Below are 16,430 nucleotides of genomic sequence, written 5' to 3'. Positions count from 1 at the left end.
TTTTTAAATAACTTGCTACACTTACGGAGGGGTTATTTTCCGTATTTTAGGAGGGTGAATAAGAGTTGTTAGAATTAAGCAGTGAAATTTATGAGTATGTATTACCATTAGTCAATTCTTTGAAGTACAATGCTACATTTGCTTATTCAGTGATTAATAAAATTCAACCAGGAAAAATTTTTGTTGATCAATGCATAAATCCAACATGTAGTTTAATTATTAGTGGTTCGGGAAAGTATCTCGTTGTCGGGAATTCAAACAACCAAGTATTTATGAGTGACCTCATCGAATTTTTGGGGAATGAATACAATCATTCAAATTACTATGATCTTTATATCTCTACAGAGGATTGGATAGAAGAAATACAAAATAAATTGGATGGACAAGTCGTATTATTGTACCGATCTTCTTTTGTATTTAATGAATTGAAGTTCCAAGAATTTAATTCTAAAAAAGGTATTATTCCAATACCCTATGTACTTAAGCAGCTGGACCGTACACATTTTCTGAAATATAGAAATGAAATTGACCCAATGTATAATTCACTTTGGAGTTCAGAGCAATCTTTCATGGAAAAAGGATTTGGTTTTTGTATACTTGTTGATACTGAATTTGCAAGTGTATGTAATTCATATTTTGTAGGTGGAGGAAAAGCTGATATTGATATTGTTACAATTGAAAAGTACAGAAGAAATGGTTTAGCTACTCATGTCTGTGTTGCATTCATTGAATATTGTCTTGAGCATAATCTTGTCCCTACTTGGGATTGTGATGCAGGTAATCAAAGATCGATTCAACTAGCAACCAAACTTGGATTTGAAAAAAACAAAGACATGCCAATGTTTTGGTGGCATCAGAATAAAGAAGTAATTACAAATTACTTAAAGAAATATAATTATTCAACTAGCTAAGGATGATGTAGTTCAATCACGACATAAATTAGCTGAACATGCTTTCGGCTGACGTTGGCCGTTGAAGTAAAGGAGAACGATTGTGTCATCAAGATATGACGGCAGCCGGTTAGACGATCGACTGCCGTTGTCCATTGAAGTAACGGGCAGTTGCATGAAGTAGATCGTCTCAGAAGGATTACAGTAAGGGGTACAGCCAAAAAAACGCGGTAAACGTACGCTAAGGGGAAATATTGAAGTATACAAAACGCTCTGGTGCAATCATAGAAATTGAATTTTAGACGACTTTATAGACATGAATCGCGGTCAAACCAATGATGAAGATTATCCATCAATCCTCGTCTATAAACCGATCGTTTTTAGACCATCTTAAATTACAACAGACAGATATATATAAATATAAGCCAGGTTGTGCCGCTGCACATCCTGGCTTAACTTCTTACCATCGCTCAACGGGCAGCAGAATAGCGTAGCAAATAATTTATAATATACTTTTCCTCAAATCAACCAGTGAATGGTGAAAGTTCGCCGTAGAGAAGAGAAGGAGGAAAGTATGATTAATGCAATTATTTTTGATATGGATGGAGTCATGGTCAGGTAAGGACGTTTTGCGCCTTTTCAAGCCCCACATATTTCTTCACCTTCAATTTGGTTCCACATGAATTTTATCTGGAACACATGCATTACGATCAAATTCTAAGAATACCCGAGCATTTAAGAGCAAAACGTTTCTCCATAGAGGGAGTTTAGTTCCAACGCCAACGGGCAGAAACTGATCCCTTTGTCGTTTATAAATACCTTGCATTGTAGAGTAATATGTATTATAAATAAATTACATATAATCACAGTTGCTGTATGATGTGGAGGTGGGACTTTGGAAGTTAATAAAGAGGTATTGAAAGGTCATATAGACACGATAATACTTTCCCTGTTGTACAACAAAGAAATGTACGGTTACGAACTTGCCAAATTAGTACGAGAAAATAGCAGAGAACAATTCGAATTGAAAGAAGGCACGCTTTACTTATCACTGAAGCGACTGGAAAAAAATCAGTGGATTACTTCTTACTGGAGTGACGAGCAAGGACCAGGCGGAAGAAGGAAATATTATAGAATCACGTCTTTGGGCGAAGAAACATTCACAGAAAAACGCTTAGAATGGCGGTTCATCAAAGGAATAATTGATTCATTTTTGGAGGGAGGGGATAGGAAATGAAGCAAATCGAAGTATTTGTCGTTTCTGTTTATCAAAACGCTAGCGGAAATAAAAAAGAAATAAAAGAATTAAGAACTGAAATGAGAAGCCACCTTCTAGAAGCAGTCCACGAATTGAAGAAAGAAGGGAAATCGGAACAGGAAGCAGTTCAACTCGCAATCGAGCGTTTCGGTGGAGAACAGGAATTGCGTTACGAAATTTCTCAGCTTTATCACAAACAAAAGCTTTTTGCAAAAGGGGTGTTGTTTGCAGCTTTAACGGTACTTATCGTCTCTATATTTTCGTTTCAAATCCTGTATCAACGAGATTATTTGAACAGTCATGATTTTCCTCACCGCTTTAACGAAAAGATAATTGACAGTCTAAAAGACCACGAATCAATCACAGAAGAAGTAAAAAAAGAAGTTGAATCCATCATACAAAGCAATAAGAGGGTACACAAAATAGAAATTTATTATACTAAAGGTTTAGAGGGGGATGACTTATTTAATTACTTGGAGAATTCTAAGCCCATTTATTCTTACTCTGAAGAAGATGATTCGCCAAAATGGCTATGGGCAGGATACAGTCGCGGCGGCAACGGCATGGGAAATTGGTTTGTTTACACGTCAGCATTCGGTTACTATGTAATATCCTTTTTAATTCTGATTTTGGGAATCGCTCTTTATTGGGCTTTATTCACAATCTGGGCAATTATCTTTGCGTTCCATACGACAAGGAAAGTGAGTGTCTTATGGACGTTGATTTTCTTGTTTTTTAACATTTTCGGTTTCGTGGTCTTCCTTGTGACATGTAAAAAGCGCCTTGCTGAATGAACGTCTCGTGATTGAACTAATGGGAGACGTTAGCGCAATAAGTTACAATATTTCCTGCCCAAGCTCGTAATTGTTTATTTTGGAATATGAAACATCATAATGTGTATTTACGTTTAGATACTGTGCGAACAATCTCCACAAAATGATTCTCGAAAGGATGAGCCATATTGAAAAGACTCGTAATTGGTATTGCTTCGGGAGTTCTCTTATCTTTGGCCACTGGGGCTGTTGCTGCAAGTCCATCAGTTCAAGCAATTTTGTTTCCAAGTACCATCAACATTCACAAGGGAGAATCCACAGTTACTCTTGGAAGCAATTATGAAGTATTGAATTACAACAACAGCGTCTACATTCCACTTCGTGCTTTTTCAGAAAGTATAGGCTCTACTGTAAAGTATACCGAACCAAATCAAGGAACGTTACCGCAAATTGATGTATATACAGCAACTTGGCCTTGGAGAAGCACTTTTTTGGGAGCAGGTAATCAAGAAGGTTCCCCTCTCTTTGTTAGGCTATTTAGCGCACATATACCTGAATCAGATTCAGTTGGTTTTTACGCTCAGGTTCATAACACCGGTAAAGAAACCGTTTTGTTAAAACCATTTAAAGTGCAAATTGAAATCACAAAAGTAGGGGAACAACGACAGCTTGTTTGGAGTACAACAGTTTCATCCACTGAACCAGATCCAGGTGATCCCTTTACGGATGTAATTCCTGGGGCAGATTCACAAAATTATTGGGGACTTAAATCCCCCATTATTTATTGGGACAAAAAAGATAGCAGTGGAAAACCAGTAAGCTCAGGACAATATATAGTTCAAATTAAGCCTGTAACTATTGAATACAATACTAGAGGTCAACAAAATAGTACGACACAAATAATAGAACCTGATATGCATACTCTTTATGGTATAGACATACCATAAAGGAAAAGAAAAGGGATTCGACTTTATTAAGACGAATCCCTTTTCTTATTTTGTAGAATTTCTGCATGTAATAGTTATTTTCTACCTATATATATCTGAATATGTTCGGTGTCCGTTAGTGATGGAACAATAATCATTCGAGACGAACAACGTTGTAAGGTGTTTTGTACATTCCGGGATGTGCAGCGACACAAAACCGCTTATATAAAATGAGCGAAAACTGTATATCTTTAAATGTTAATTAAGCAGATTTGTGTCTCTTTTGAGAGACACAACATTGAAGGAAGTCATAGCACTGAAAGAATGCGAAAATGTATATAATTCTTTTTGATTTAACGAAAAGAGCTCAGGATCGTTTAACCTGATTTGTCGAAGTCATGAGTCGGTTGACAAGAACATTAACCGAATGAAGTCTGATTGAATTTCGGGCTTTATTTATTATCAGATCAAGTTCTTCTTCTCAATATCGCGGTCGTATCGTGATCCTGCAAAATCAGCAGCCGATGCCTTGAGATATGCGATGGTTATTTTTTGTGAGCCGCGAAAAGCTTTTTGTGACGGAATTACGTCCAAAGAGCTTTTTCACGATTATACGGCTAGATGTTAATTCGAAGACGTAATTCCGCCATCATGGCTTCAGCTTGCTGTGGATCTTCATTCAGCAGCTTCCTGTATGTCAGCATCCAATTCAGCGTTACAAGCATATGATCGTATTCGTCCTTCCTGCGCTCGATCTCATTGATTTTCTGAAGAATCCATTCTATTACTTCCTGGTTCGTGCGTGCATTCGTATCGTGATCCTGCAAAATCGTCTTCAGCTCAGCTATCGAGCAGCCGATGCCTTGAAATTTCTTAATCAGCTTTAACCGTTCAATTGCTTCGTCTGAGTAGTTGCGGTAATTATTCTTCTCTCGCTGAATATGCCTGCTGTCAAGCAAGCCTTCCTTCTCATAAAAACGAATGGTGTGGGGTGTTAAACCCATCAAGTCTCCTAATTCTTGAATTTTCATATGCAATCATACCTCCAAACGCTTGCCTTAGAGTGTACTTCATAGTTTAGACTAGAGTCATATCTTCGTCAAATGCTTAAGGAGGCGTAAAACTATTATGCGTATATTCGTTACAGGTGCAGCAGGTTATATTGGTACAGCTGTTGTCCGCGAACTCATCGGTGCGGGCCATCAAGTAGTTGGTCTGACCCGTTCAGAGAGTGGTGCTCAAGTATTAGAAAGCTTGGGAGCTGAGGTGGCTCGCGGTGTTTTAGAGGATCTGGATTTACTACGCAGCAGTGCAGCCAATTCAGACGGTGTTATTCATCTGGCATTTAACCACGATTTCTCTAATTTCACCGCATCACTAACAACTGATCTTCGCGCCATCGTAGCCATGGGAGAGGGGCTTGCGGGCTCCAGTAAACCACTTGTTATCACAGCACATGCTAATGGTAAAGCATCGGAGGATGCAGCACTTGCATGTATAGAACAAGGCGTGAGAGCATCGATCGTCTCGCTTGCACCTTCCGTTCATGGAAAAGGAGATAAGGGCTTCGTGCCGCAATTAATCCGGATCGCCCGGGAAAGAGGTTCTTCGGCTTACATTGGAGACGGCACTAACCGTTGGCCAGCGATTCATCGCTTGGATGCTGCAGTTTTGTTCCGCCTCGCTGTAGAATCTGCGCCTGCAGGCTCACGACTGGATGGAGTGGACGACGAAGGCATTCCGTTCAGGGACATTGCCGGTGTCATAGGTCGTCACGTGGATGTGCCCGTAGTCAGCATCCCGCGTGAAGAAGCACAAGCGATCTTCGGTTTTCTAGGCATGGTCGCGTCGCTTGACTTAGCAAGATCAAGTGAAGGGACGAAGGAGTTGCTCGGCTGGCAGCCTGTCCAACATGGGCTTCTCGCTGATCTGGAGCAAGGACATTATTTCACAAAATAGTGTTAGATAAATGAAGAAGGTCACAAAAAAAACATCGCATCTTCGCGATTCGCAAGGAAATTGGAAGGAATGAAATGAGAATGAGATAAAGTTCTTTTCATCCGAAAACCTACGAACAGAATATGATAGTTCAATCAATTGAAGCGGGATCTGCGACTGCTGCGGACCCCGTTATCATTGCGATTTTGGAATTTATACGTGTTTGAAACTAACAATACATTCGCTTCGTCAAATGGATAGAAGAATTTACATTTGAAGAGGAGAGGACGAATTGAAGAAACATTTTATTGTAGGTGTGTTGTGTGGTGCTTTCTTAATGGCAACAACGTCTGTATTTGCTTCGAGTGTAATTGAAGCAACAATCTTTCCAAGTAAGGTTACTTTTTTTCTAGCTAACGGATTCTCCAAAGAAGTACAACTACAGGAAGGTGAAGAGGTGCTTAACTATAATAACAAGGCATATGTACCTCTTCGTTTATTCGTTGAGAGCAGTGGTGCTCTTGTAAAATACACACAAGCCTCTCCTGAGACAGATAACAAACATAAAATAGATGTTCAATATGTTGCTGAAAAGGCTCTTTCAGAGCAAACCTCAAATGCATCTGGCAATAAGCCACTTGAGGACTCAAGGGAACTGCAATTACAAGATATGCTGGTCATAAGTCTACTTCCGCATATACAAGAGAAGCTTGCTGAGGTATACGCAGATGTAATTATAGTACCACCAGTTATTCATCCGGATTATGTAAATGTGAAGAGTCTTGAAAGAGTAGCTGCTTCCCGTGGTTTTGATTTTTTAATCACAATTGATGCTCAACCCATAGTCGGTCCTCATATACCTGTCGGCGAAGATGAACTTACATATCGGATCACGCCGGCTGGAGTTGAGCTTAAAAATTTTGAACATCTTAGAGGGCCCGTTAAGGATGACTTTCTCCCCAATTACCATAATCTTTTGAAGTAACGGAGAATGATGGTTAAATGACAGAAAAAAGCAGGCCAAGACGGAATTGTTCCAGTTTTGGTCTGCTTTTTGTGATACTCACTCAAAAATACATTAAATACATGTAAACAATGTACAGAGCCTTATATTCCAAAGGTTTGCTTTTTGCATGTTCGTCTAGATAACAGCGTTTTTTATACGCTAAGCATTAGCGGACATATGTTTAGAGTAGAGAGGTTTCTCAACAGGCTGCAAGGGCTGACCATATGATCAGCTTGTTTTTAGAAAAACTCCTTTAAGTAAACTAAATATTTTTATTGTTATTTTAGAAGAAACTTGAAAGAAGTCACTTAGATATTTTTGGACTAGGAACCCTACGAAACTAAAGAGTAGTGAAATAAATATTATAAACACAAATAGTTTTATTCCTGTTTCTATAAATTCCATTTAGATACAGCACCTCCTATTCAATTATCATTATATACTCGATAAAGCTTATAGCGTATAATTTCGTTAAAATGTTGCTGAACCCCTTCTTCACAAAAAAATCAATGGGCTAGCAATCGCCTTAGGGATGTTGTAGAGCCCCACATCACTGTAAAAACTCAAAGTGGACTTACAAAAGATATGAGATGGCTTGAAAATGTAAGGATAACATGTTCATCGTTTCAAAGCTTCCAACTTAACGCTGTCTGAGCCAGCGACCTTCGGAACAGCAGTAACATTTCTTAGTGTTGAATCGAAAGAAATATATGATTTGCACAAGCGTTTAATGGATATGGTATCGCCATCGCCTGAGCTTATCAAAATGAGATCTTATTATTTGGGGGGTTCCGAATGGTACAAGAGGATCAAGGATGGTTTTATAAGCAGGGCGGTCAGGAAAATGGCCCTTTCACAACGAATGAGATGAATAGTTTGATTCAAAGCGGCGAATTGAAACGCGATACAAGTGTTAAGTGGAATGAATCGGAATGGAATGCAGCTGAATCATTTGCAAAGCTGCATTTCCAGAAATCTGCAATTGATGGTGTACGTCCATGGGTCCGTTATTGGGCACGCGGATTTGATATGATAATTTTAGGCTTCCTACTGGGTATTCTTATGGTCTTTGTCCCGATGGACTTCTTTAATACCCGTTTTAGCGGGTTATTTCTGGGCATTATGATTCTTATTCTATCCATACCTTATGAGGCATGCCTACTAAAATTGTGGGGAACCACCCTCGGTAAGTGGATCCTTGGCATCAGGATAAGGGATTTGGAGGGTCAGAAACCGAACTTTGATAAGGCCCTTAAGCGAAGTATACTCGTATGGTGGTGTGGACAAGGGGCTGACCTCCCGATTGTCTCTCTTATTTTTTGATAGCCCCAATTTATTTAACCTTGCTGCCTGAACTTAATCAGCTCTTTAGCATTTTGTTTCCCTGCCGATAGAAGGCTGTCGCTCAGCTCGGGGTCGCTTACCGATCGTGCCAGCACAATCGTGCCGACCATGAGGCTCATGACAGCATTGCCCGCAGAATGGTCGATTTTCGCCAGATCACAAATAAAGTCAATCATTCGCTGCATCTCTTGCATAAAGACCTGACGCACTTCTTCGGAAGCTCGCGATATTTCACCGGAAAGGGAGGGGAGAATGCAGCCGATCTCAGTTTGATCACGATGATACGCACTTAAATAAAAATTGATAACAGCATCAATCTTCGATTCTTCCCTCGCCTGATCCACAGCCTTCTTCAGCAGTGTTATTGTATCGCTTATGGCATACCGGCAGGTTTCCGAAACCAGCTGCTCTTTATTGTCAAAGTGTGAATAAAATCCCCCATGCGTTAAACCTGCCCCCTTCATAATGACCGGAACGCTGATCTCGCGAATTCCGTTCGTACGAAAAGCTTTGGCGGCACTTTCAATAATCCGGCCGCGAACTTTTAATTTATGACCTTCAGGATAGGGCATCCAAAACACACTCCTTCATACTAATCCATTTTTAAAATATTATAGACATCATAATTAAGGGTGTCAATTTTCTTTAATAAAAACCGTTGCAAGTAAGGCAAAACAAGAGAGGCTATTGACGGTTTTAAAATATGATGATTTATAATATATTACGTTCATAATATTTTAGACAGGAGATATACAACAATGATCCAATTAGAACCGGTAGATACTTTGGTAATCGGATCAGGCCCAGGAGGTTACGCGGCGGCGCTGCGATCTGCACAGCTCGGGATGAAAACGGCGGTTGTCGAGCGCAATCAGGTCGACGGCGTTCAATTTCTGTTAAAAACAGCTGGAGTTACGTTCCTCCAAGGAGAAGCAAGCTTCATTGATGAGCGCACGGTGGTGGTCAAACAGCAGGAAATCGAACAAAAATTTTCATTTAAAAACGTCATTTTGGCCACGGGTTCTCGCCCGATTGAGCTGGAGGCGCTGCCGTATGGCGGGCGTATCTTGTCATCCACGGAAGCATTGTCCCTAAACTGCCAGCAAGCCTGGTGGTCGTAGGCGGCGGCTACATCGGCGTTGAATTGGGACAGATTTATGCCAAATTCGGTACCAGGGTGACCATTCTCGAAGGAGGCGGACAAGTGCTTCCTGGATTTGAGGCGGACCTGGTTGCTCCTGTAGTTCGGCAGTTGAACAAAGACGGGGTAACTGTCATAACGGATGCTAAGGCAGCAAAAGTCGAACAGGGAGCGGATGGGTTAACGCTCCATTACATGAAAGGGCAGGAGCAGCATTTTATTCAAGCGGAATATGTATTGGTTACTGTTGGCAGAAGACCGAATACGGATGGGGAATTAGGACTTGAACGTATTGGCTTGCAGGCAGCGGCCAGAGGACTGATCGAGACGGACGAACAATGCAGAACGAAGGTTCCGCATGTGTTTGCAATCGGGGATATTCGAACAGGTCCGGCTCTTGCCCACAAAGCTGCGTATGAGGCGAAGGTGGCGGCGGAAGCTATTGCGGGGGAATCTTCCATTATTGATCATAAAGCCATTCCGCTTGTCGTCTTTTCCGAACCGGAGCTCGCAAGCGTTGGCCTAACGGAGACGGAGAGCAAGGAAAAAGGCATTCTAGCGATTACGGGCAAATCCGCATTCGGCATTAACGGAAGAGCCCTTGCGCTGAAAGAAACCGAGGGGTTTGTGAAAATTGTAGCGGATCAAATATCAGGAGTTGTACTAGGTGCACAAATCGTTGGCGTAGAGGCGTCAACGCTCATATCTGAGCTGACATTAGCCATCGAGATGGGAGCGACTGTCGAAGATCTTGCAATGACGATTCATCCTCATCCCACTCTGGGTGAAGTGATGATGGAGGCTGCGGAGAACGCGATTAAAAAAATGACGATAAGCAAGAAAAAATAGAAAAAATTGGATTTATAAGGAAAGGAAGAGACATAAATATGAAGCCAAAATGGATTTTATATGTTGTAATTGCACTTGTACTGATCGCAGGAGGTTCGCTGCTCGTGGCAAAAGGGAAAGATGCTGTGAGCCAGGCCGAGAATCGTAAACAAGGCGTACTGGATGCAGAATCGAAAACGATCGTTTATGATAAAAAGCCGGGCACCCTCGAGCAGGTACATGCGGGAATTGGCGATTTTGTTAAAAAGGGAGATATTTTATTCAAATTGAAGTCCGCAGAAGGAAGCGAGGAAAAAGTATTATCGCCGGATGACGGGCTGGTTAACCGAATCGCTGTAAAGTCCGGAGAGCAGCTGATGCCGGGAATGCCCGTCGCCGTTGTGCAAAAGACGGAATATTATACGGACCTCTTCGTACAGGAAGGCCAAATTGAGAAACTTAAGCTTAACCAGACCGTTAAAATCCATTTCCCCTATCTGAACCGTCCGATTGAGGTAGAAGGCACTGTCGCTTCGATTGCAGCCGCTCCTCAGTTTGCCAGCTTGCGCATGACAAGAGAGAAAGGGCAAGCGGACGTGAGCATGTTTGTCGTCCGAATTTCCGTACCTTCAAATGCTGATCTTCTCCCGGGTATGACGGCGGAGGTGGATTTCGATGAAATCGCTGACTGAGGAGTGGAGGTACGTAGCGGACAGTAAGTTTTTAATCGTTATTTTTGTTGCCCCGTTAATTTCGGCACTGTTCTTTGGATTGATGTTTTCGAAAAATCAAATTAATAAATCACCGGTTATTGTCATTGATGAGGACCATAGTTCTTATTCACGGCAGTTAACCGCCAAAATAAATACATCCCAATATATGAAGGTCACGAATGTATTTCCCAGCCGCATGAATCCTGATACCTTGCTGGCAAATGAACAGGCCGTAGCCGTCATCTTCCTTCCTGAACAATTGGAGCTGCGCAGAGCGCAAGGGAAGTCTTCCAATATCGGAGTTTTCATGGATAACACAATGCCCTCAGGGCTAACCGGTATTAGAACCGGTATTCAGGAAATCATTACGATGGAAAATATGACGATATCCATGACCGGACTATCTCAAAAAGGGATGGATGCCCAAACGGCACAGGGTATTATATCTCCCTTAACGCTCGTCCAGCGAATGCTGTATAACCCGACGACAAGCTTTATCGGCACAATGGTTATCGGATTTGTTAATATCATCGTATTAATGCTCTTGACTGGTGCAGCAGGAGCCGTAGCCCCACGTCTTCGAAAAGAAGGGAGGCTGTTCGCGAACGGGACATCGCCCGCTGGGCTGTGGGTTCGCAGTGTGCCTTACGCCGTGCTTAGCACAGTCTCCTTGCTCCTCAGTTATGGTTTACTGAAGCAAGTAGGGGGCTTGCGATTTGAGGCGGAGCCCTACCTCTTTATTATCCCTTTGCTGCTGTACTCCTTTGCCTTGTCTCTGCTGGGAATGGTGCTCGGTTACACAGCTAAGGATGTGTCCAAAGTCAGTTCACGGATGAGTATCCTTCTGTACCCTTCGTTCCTTGTTACCGGCATTCAACTGACTCCGCTTGCGATGCCAACTTTTTTTCAAGTCACGGCATGGGTGCTGCCGATGAACTGGCTGAACCGATTGATTCGCGGAATGGCATTCCGGAATGGGGCCCTAACGGCCTACAGCTTGGAGCTCGGGGCATTACTGATCATTATTGGCGCCGCCTCGTTATTGATCGGACTAATGGTGCTGCGGGAAGCGAGAAAATCAAACTCCTTGGCCGAGCAGAATGTCGATTCGGGAGCTTTGTCCGTCAACTCCTACCGCTGAACCGTTTGATCGCTTCCTCGGTTACCGGCGTGAAGAGGTTAACCAGATTACCGTCGGGATCGCGAAACAGCACAGCACGGTTCCCCCACGGCATCGTCGTTGGTTCCTTTACCCACACGTCGACAAACGGCTTCAAGCGCTCGTATTCGGCATCGACATCGTGGACGCGGAACTCGATGATGACAGTGTGATTATCGGCTGCCACTGCGGAACCAGCACCGAACAGTTGCACGGTCTGGGAGTGGCCGATGGCCAAGGTGCATGACGGCACAACGAGTTCGGCAAAGACGGGCGCGGGGCGTTCCGCCGAAACACCCATGACTTTCTCATAGAACTCGACGAGGCGATCTACGTCGTCGGTAATGATACGTACAGAAGCAAAATTCATGAGATACCATCCTTTCTATAATAAATGATACAATACCATATCATATCTTTGTGGGCCAGAATACTTCGCATTTATCTTCCACTCCTTTATGTTTACTTACTCCGATTATAAAAAAACGCTACTGACAACAGTATGTCAGTAGCGTTTTAACATTTTTTAGGCTTACTCCCGAATTCGATTTCGGAATGCGTCAGTATACGACATGGATGTTGCCGCGTTCCCCGGAATCCTGCCGCGTCGTCAAAAGGCCTCGCAGAAAGGAAAAGAAGAAACCGAGTCTCGTAATGATGGACGAAGGCCATGGAAATTATAATGCACTTGGAACAACAAAGAAGAATTCTCCGGTGTGTGGGGATCGGCAAGGTGTTTTCCATAACATTAGACAATAATCCATAATCCTGCCTGATTGTTCATCTCCCTGACAAAGCTTACACTAACTACAGCAAGATATTCATCAAGTCAAAAAGGAGGGATGAGCATGACGCAAAACATGGCACGTGCCATACAGAGCAATCGGCCGGCAGCCAGACCGGCGAAGCCCCATTGGTTCAGGCACATAAGAAACAATCCGGGATTGTATTTGATGGTCGTGCCGGGAATCATCTACTTTATCGTATTTCGCTATGTGCCTTTGCTCGGGAGCGTCATTGCGTTTCAGGATTACAATATTTTCAAAGGTATAACGGACAGCAATTGGGTAGGCTTTAAGTGGTTCGAGCAAATGTATATGTTTCCCAATTTCAAGCGTCTGATTGTGAATACATTGATCATCAGCTTTTACCAATTGATTTTTGCTTTTCCGGCTCCGATCGTATTGGCTTGCATGATGAACGAGCTCAGCCGTACCCGAATGAAGCAATGGATGCAGACGATCCTGTATTTGCCACATTTCCTGTCGTGGACCATCATCTTCGCTCTCGTCTACTCGCTGCTGTCCTCGCAGTCGGGGCTGCTCAACCATTACTTGACGCAATGGGGAGGGGCGGAAATCCATTTCCTGCAGGAGCCGGGATATTTCCGCACAATCGTCATCTCGACAGGCATGTGGAAGGAGATGGGCTGGGGAACCATTATTTATCTGGCAGCGTTGGCTGGAGTTAACCCGTCGCTGTATGAGGCGGCTACTGTCGATGGAGCAGGGCGGTGGAAGCAATTTCTGCATATTACGGCTCCCGAGCTTGTACCGGCTACGATGATCCTGCTGCTGCTCAAGATCGGTCATATCCTGGATATCGGCTTTGAGCAAATCTATGTATTCCTTACCCCTGCCACCTACTCGGTTGGCGACGTCATAGACACCTATGCCTATCGGGCCGGACTGCTGAACGGCCAGTACAGCTTCGCAACCGCCATCGGATTGTTCAAATCGATTGTCGGGTTTCTGATGCTTGTAGTTGCCAACCGGATAAGCAAAGCTACTACCGGCCAAGGGCTGTATTGAGAGCAGCGGCGTTGACCACGTTATAAAATCCTGGGCAAAGTGTAACCCATTCACCGAAAGTAACACGCCAGATGATGCTGGGATGTACCACTTATTGCTCTTAGCATATTAGGAGGAACCGGCAATGTATTCAAAATCATTCGGGGAACGCAGCTTTGATACACTTAACGTTGCGCTGCTGATTGGCGCCTGCCTGCTAATCTTTATTCCCTTTGCCCATTTACTGGCGGCTTCCTTCAGTTCGAGGGAAGCGCTTATTCACAATCTTGTCACCTTCATACCGGTTGACTCAACGTTAGATAATTACCTGCTGGTATGGCACAATAAAGTGTTCTGGAATTCATTTCGCATTTCGTTGATCGTTACTGTAGTGGGAACCGTAATTAACATGTACTTCACGCTGCTAACGGCTTATCCGTTGTCGAGACCTGCGTTTAAAGGGAAGAAATGGATTCTCCTGGGGATCGTTTTCACCATGATATTCTCCGCTCCACTTATTCCTATGTACCTTGTAGTGAAAAGCCTGGGCATGATGAACACGCTCTGGGCGATTATGATTCCCAATGCGATCGGAGCCTTTAATCTGATTCTGTGCATTACCTTCTTTCGCGGTTTGCCCGAAGAACTGACCGAAGCAGCCAAGATGGATGGAATGGGTGACAACGGGATATTGTGGCGCATCTTCATGCCGCTCTCGCTGCCGATCGTGATGACACTTACGCTCTTCTATGCCGTTGGCCATTGGAATAATTACATGGGACCGCTGTTCTTCATCACGGACTCTGGAATCAAGCCGCTCCAACTCTATCTGTACAGCCTACTTAGCCAGTTCAACACCCAGGACTCCTTCCTGAACATACCGGAATCCATCAGCCAATACTCTCCGCTCGGTATTCAGATGGCCACTGTAGGAGTTGCTACGCTGCCTATATTGATGATCTATCCATTCATTCAAAAGCACTTCATCCGAGGAGCTCTTCTTGGTTCAGTGAAGGAGTAAGCTGCCGGACAGATTGAACCAGAAGTTGTATTTTTAAGCAGATTTACAATCTTATATAGGGGGATACGAAAATGAACAATTATGTTAACAGGAAATGGATGGGGGTACTTTCCATTATTGTAATAGGGTCAACGCTCGCAGCCTGCACAGGCGGGACAAGCGGGGAGACGGGCAAGAACCCGGAACCCGGAAAAGGCGAAGCTCCATCAGCCAGCTCTAAACCGGTTACGTTAAAAGCATTCGAGACGGACATTAATAATCCGATTCCTCCAGGCAATTCCATGAGCATTCCTACGATTGCTTATCTCGGCAGCAAAACGAACACCATTCTTGATGTAACCTTCCTATCTCACGGCAAATACAACGAGCAATTGCGCCTGAAAATGGCCGCAGGGGAGTATCCCGACTTCTATTGGACTGGTGGATTCGCCAATGAGGAGACACTGGCCAATGGAATGGTGCTGCCGCTCAACGAATTGATCGACAAACATGCGCCGAATCTGAAGAAAGTTATACCTCAATCCGCCTGGGATGCCGTTACACTCAAGGGTCAGATTATGGCGATACCGAGATTCTCAGGCGGGGGGACGGATACGGATCGGCTTATCTATGTGCGGAAGGATTATTTAGACAAGGTAGGAGCAAAAATTCCTTCGACCTCCGATGAATTCCTCGACATGCTGAGACTGTTGAGGGACAAAGATCCAGATGGCAATGGCAAGGATGATACCATTCCATTCATTGGAAGGCAAAGCTTTGGCTGGATGGAGAATATATTCGGGATGTGGGGCGTTGACCCTTCGGCCAATATACCCTACAATAACGAGATTATACCCGGCTATCTGCATCCTAACATGAAGCCTGCGCTTGAGTTCATCAGGACCATGTACAAGGAAAAGCTGTTGGATCAGGAGTTTCTATCCAATACGGGCAGCATATTTACCCAGAAGCTGAACTCGGGACAGGCAGCCTCTTATAACCACACGGTCGAGCAGATTGCCGACTTCCAGCAGGCAATACAGGATGCCAACAAGAATCACAAGGTGGATGTCGTGGCGATACCTACCCCGAAGGGAAAAGGGTATACGGGACCGGTTGGCAACCGAAAAAATCCGTTTGGTGTCTCAACCATCGTCATGAAAACCACAAAGCATCCTGTCGAGGTAATCAAGCTGTTCGACTGGATTGCTTCCGAGGAAGGGCAAGTGTATGTTGATATCGGCACCGAAGGAGATACTTACCGCAAGGAAGGTGACAAATACATTTATGATTCGGCAAACGACAAAAACAAGTCGAATTTACGCGCCGTCTTCGCGGTGACTCCCCTTTATTTCAATAAACAGACCATTCAGGCGCGGTATTCCCCCGAAGCGATAAAGCGCATTGATCAGGCTTACGAAATCGCCCGCAAGGAAGGGCTGCCCAATCCTACGGTAGCGATGCCCAAGCCGAAGGCATTATCCGAAAACCCGGAGCTAAGCTGGTATTCGAGCAGTATGATCCAGGAGACGATGACGAAGATTGTATATGGAGAGTTGCCAGTTGATTACTTTGATACCTTTGTACAGGACATCAGGAAACAAGGCGGAAATCAGTTGATCAAGGAAATGACCGAATGGTATAACAGTAACAAAACCAAATAG

15 protein-coding genes and 1 pseudogene are annotated in these 16,430 nt (G+C 43.7%); 13 read left to right on the top strand and 3 right to left on the bottom strand.

The genetic code is table 11. The features are described 5' to 3' along the window. Window positions 1-65 precede the first annotated feature (65 nt). From LRL21_RS33060 to LRL21_RS33045, 4 genes are all read left to right on the top strand, one after another. Window positions 66-911, top strand: coding sequence for a GNAT family N-acetyltransferase (locus LRL21_RS33060; protein WP_240420062.1), 846 nt, complete (start codon window positions 66-68; stop codon window positions 909-911). An 874-nt stretch (window positions 912-1,785) separates the two neighbouring features. After that, entirely contained in the window at window positions 1,786-2,127 is a 342-nt protein-coding gene (locus LRL21_RS33055; protein ID WP_240420061.1) for a PadR family transcriptional regulator, read from the top strand. Further along, a complete protein-coding gene (locus LRL21_RS33050; RefSeq protein ID WP_240420060.1) occupies window positions 2,124-2,942 on the top strand; it encodes a permease prefix domain 1-containing protein in 819 nt (272 codons plus the stop codon). The genes LRL21_RS33055 and LRL21_RS33050 overlap by 4 nt, the downstream gene beginning before the upstream one ends. A 167-nt stretch (window positions 2,943-3,109) precedes the next feature. Beyond that, complete coding sequence (locus tag LRL21_RS33045; protein WP_240420059.1) at window positions 3,110-3,868, top strand: copper amine oxidase N-terminal domain-containing protein; 759 nt, start codon at window positions 3,110-3,112, stop codon at window positions 3,866-3,868. 596 nt (window positions 3,869-4,464) lie between these two features. On the opposite strand, the gene LRL21_RS33040 is transcribed toward LRL21_RS33045, so the two are convergent. Beyond that, a complete protein-coding gene (locus tag LRL21_RS33040) occupies window positions 4,465-4,878 on the bottom strand; it encodes a MerR family transcriptional regulator (RefSeq protein ID WP_240420058.1) in 414 nt (137 codons plus the stop codon). 97 nt (window positions 4,879-4,975) lie between these two features. Here LRL21_RS33040 and LRL21_RS33035 point away from each other — a divergent pair, with 97 nt between their 5' ends. The 3 genes from LRL21_RS33035 (at window position 4,976) to LRL21_RS33025 (ending at window position 8,114) form a co-directional block, all read left to right on the top strand. Beyond that, on the top strand, window positions 4,976-5,806 hold the full coding sequence (locus LRL21_RS33035) for an SDR family oxidoreductase (RefSeq protein WP_240420057.1): 831 nt from the start codon (window positions 4,976-4,978) through the stop codon (window positions 5,804-5,806). A gap of 271 nt (window positions 5,807-6,077) precedes the next feature. Then, window positions 6,078-6,770, top strand: a complete 693-nt coding sequence (locus LRL21_RS33030; RefSeq protein ID WP_240420056.1) for a DUF3888 domain-containing protein — start codon at window positions 6,078-6,080, stop codon at window positions 6,768-6,770. A gap of 816 nt (window positions 6,771-7,586) precedes the next feature. Beyond that, the gene (locus LRL21_RS33025) at window positions 7,587-8,114 is read left to right on the top strand and encodes an RDD family protein (protein ID WP_240420055.1); all 528 of its coding nucleotides are present in this window, start codon (window positions 7,587-7,589) and stop codon (window positions 8,112-8,114) included. Window positions 8,115-8,128: 14 nt separating this feature from the next. On the opposite strand, the gene LRL21_RS33020 is transcribed toward LRL21_RS33025, so the two are convergent. Further along, complete coding sequence (locus LRL21_RS33020) at window positions 8,129-8,707, bottom strand: TetR/AcrR family transcriptional regulator (RefSeq protein WP_240420054.1); 579 nt, start codon at window positions 8,705-8,707, stop codon at window positions 8,129-8,131. Between the two features lie 186 nt (window positions 8,708-8,893). Here LRL21_RS33020 and LRL21_RS33015 point away from each other — a divergent pair. From LRL21_RS33015 to LRL21_RS33005, 3 genes and pseudogenes are all read left to right on the top strand, one after another. After that, window positions 8,894-10,125, top strand: a pseudogene (locus LRL21_RS33015) (FAD-dependent oxidoreductase). A gap of 38 nt (window positions 10,126-10,163) precedes the next feature. Continuing rightward, window positions 10,164-10,796: an HlyD family secretion protein gene (locus tag LRL21_RS33010; protein WP_240420053.1), complete on the top strand. Its 633-nt coding sequence runs from the start codon at window positions 10,164-10,166 to the stop codon at window positions 10,794-10,796. After that, a complete protein-coding gene (locus LRL21_RS33005; protein WP_240420052.1) occupies window positions 10,780-11,958 on the top strand; it encodes an ABC transporter permease in 1,179 nt (392 codons plus the stop codon). The genes LRL21_RS33010 and LRL21_RS33005 overlap by 17 nt, the downstream gene beginning before the upstream one ends. Here the strand turns inward: LRL21_RS33005 and LRL21_RS33000 are convergent. After that, on the bottom strand, window positions 11,942-12,346 hold the full coding sequence (locus LRL21_RS33000; RefSeq protein WP_240420051.1) for a VOC family protein: 405 nt from the start codon (window positions 12,344-12,346) through the stop codon (window positions 11,942-11,944). The genes LRL21_RS33005 and LRL21_RS33000 overlap by 17 nt on opposite strands. A gap of 478 nt (window positions 12,347-12,824) precedes the next feature. On the opposite strand from LRL21_RS33000, the gene LRL21_RS32995 reads away from it, so the two are divergent. The 3 genes from LRL21_RS32995 to LRL21_RS32985 all read left to right on the top strand — a co-directional run bounded on the left by LRL21_RS32995 (window position 12,825) and on the right by LRL21_RS32985 (window position 16,430). Beyond that, on the top strand, window positions 12,825-13,787 hold the full coding sequence (locus LRL21_RS32995; protein WP_240420050.1) for an ABC transporter permease: 963 nt from the start codon (window positions 12,825-12,827) through the stop codon (window positions 13,785-13,787). Between the two features lie 124 nt (window positions 13,788-13,911). Further along, complete coding sequence (locus LRL21_RS32990) at window positions 13,912-14,787, top strand: carbohydrate ABC transporter permease (protein WP_240420049.1); 876 nt, start codon at window positions 13,912-13,914, stop codon at window positions 14,785-14,787. A gap of 71 nt (window positions 14,788-14,858) precedes the next feature. Further along, window positions 14,859-16,430, top strand: coding sequence for an extracellular solute-binding protein (locus LRL21_RS32985; protein ID WP_240420048.1), 1,572 nt, complete (start codon window positions 14,859-14,861; stop codon window positions 16,428-16,430).

The organism is Paenibacillus periandrae (assembly GCF_022458865.1).
GTDB classification, from domain to species: Bacteria; Bacillota; Bacilli; order Paenibacillales; family NBRC-103111; genus Paenibacillus_S; species Paenibacillus_S periandrae.
This window is presented reverse-complemented; position numbering and strand designations above follow the sequence as displayed.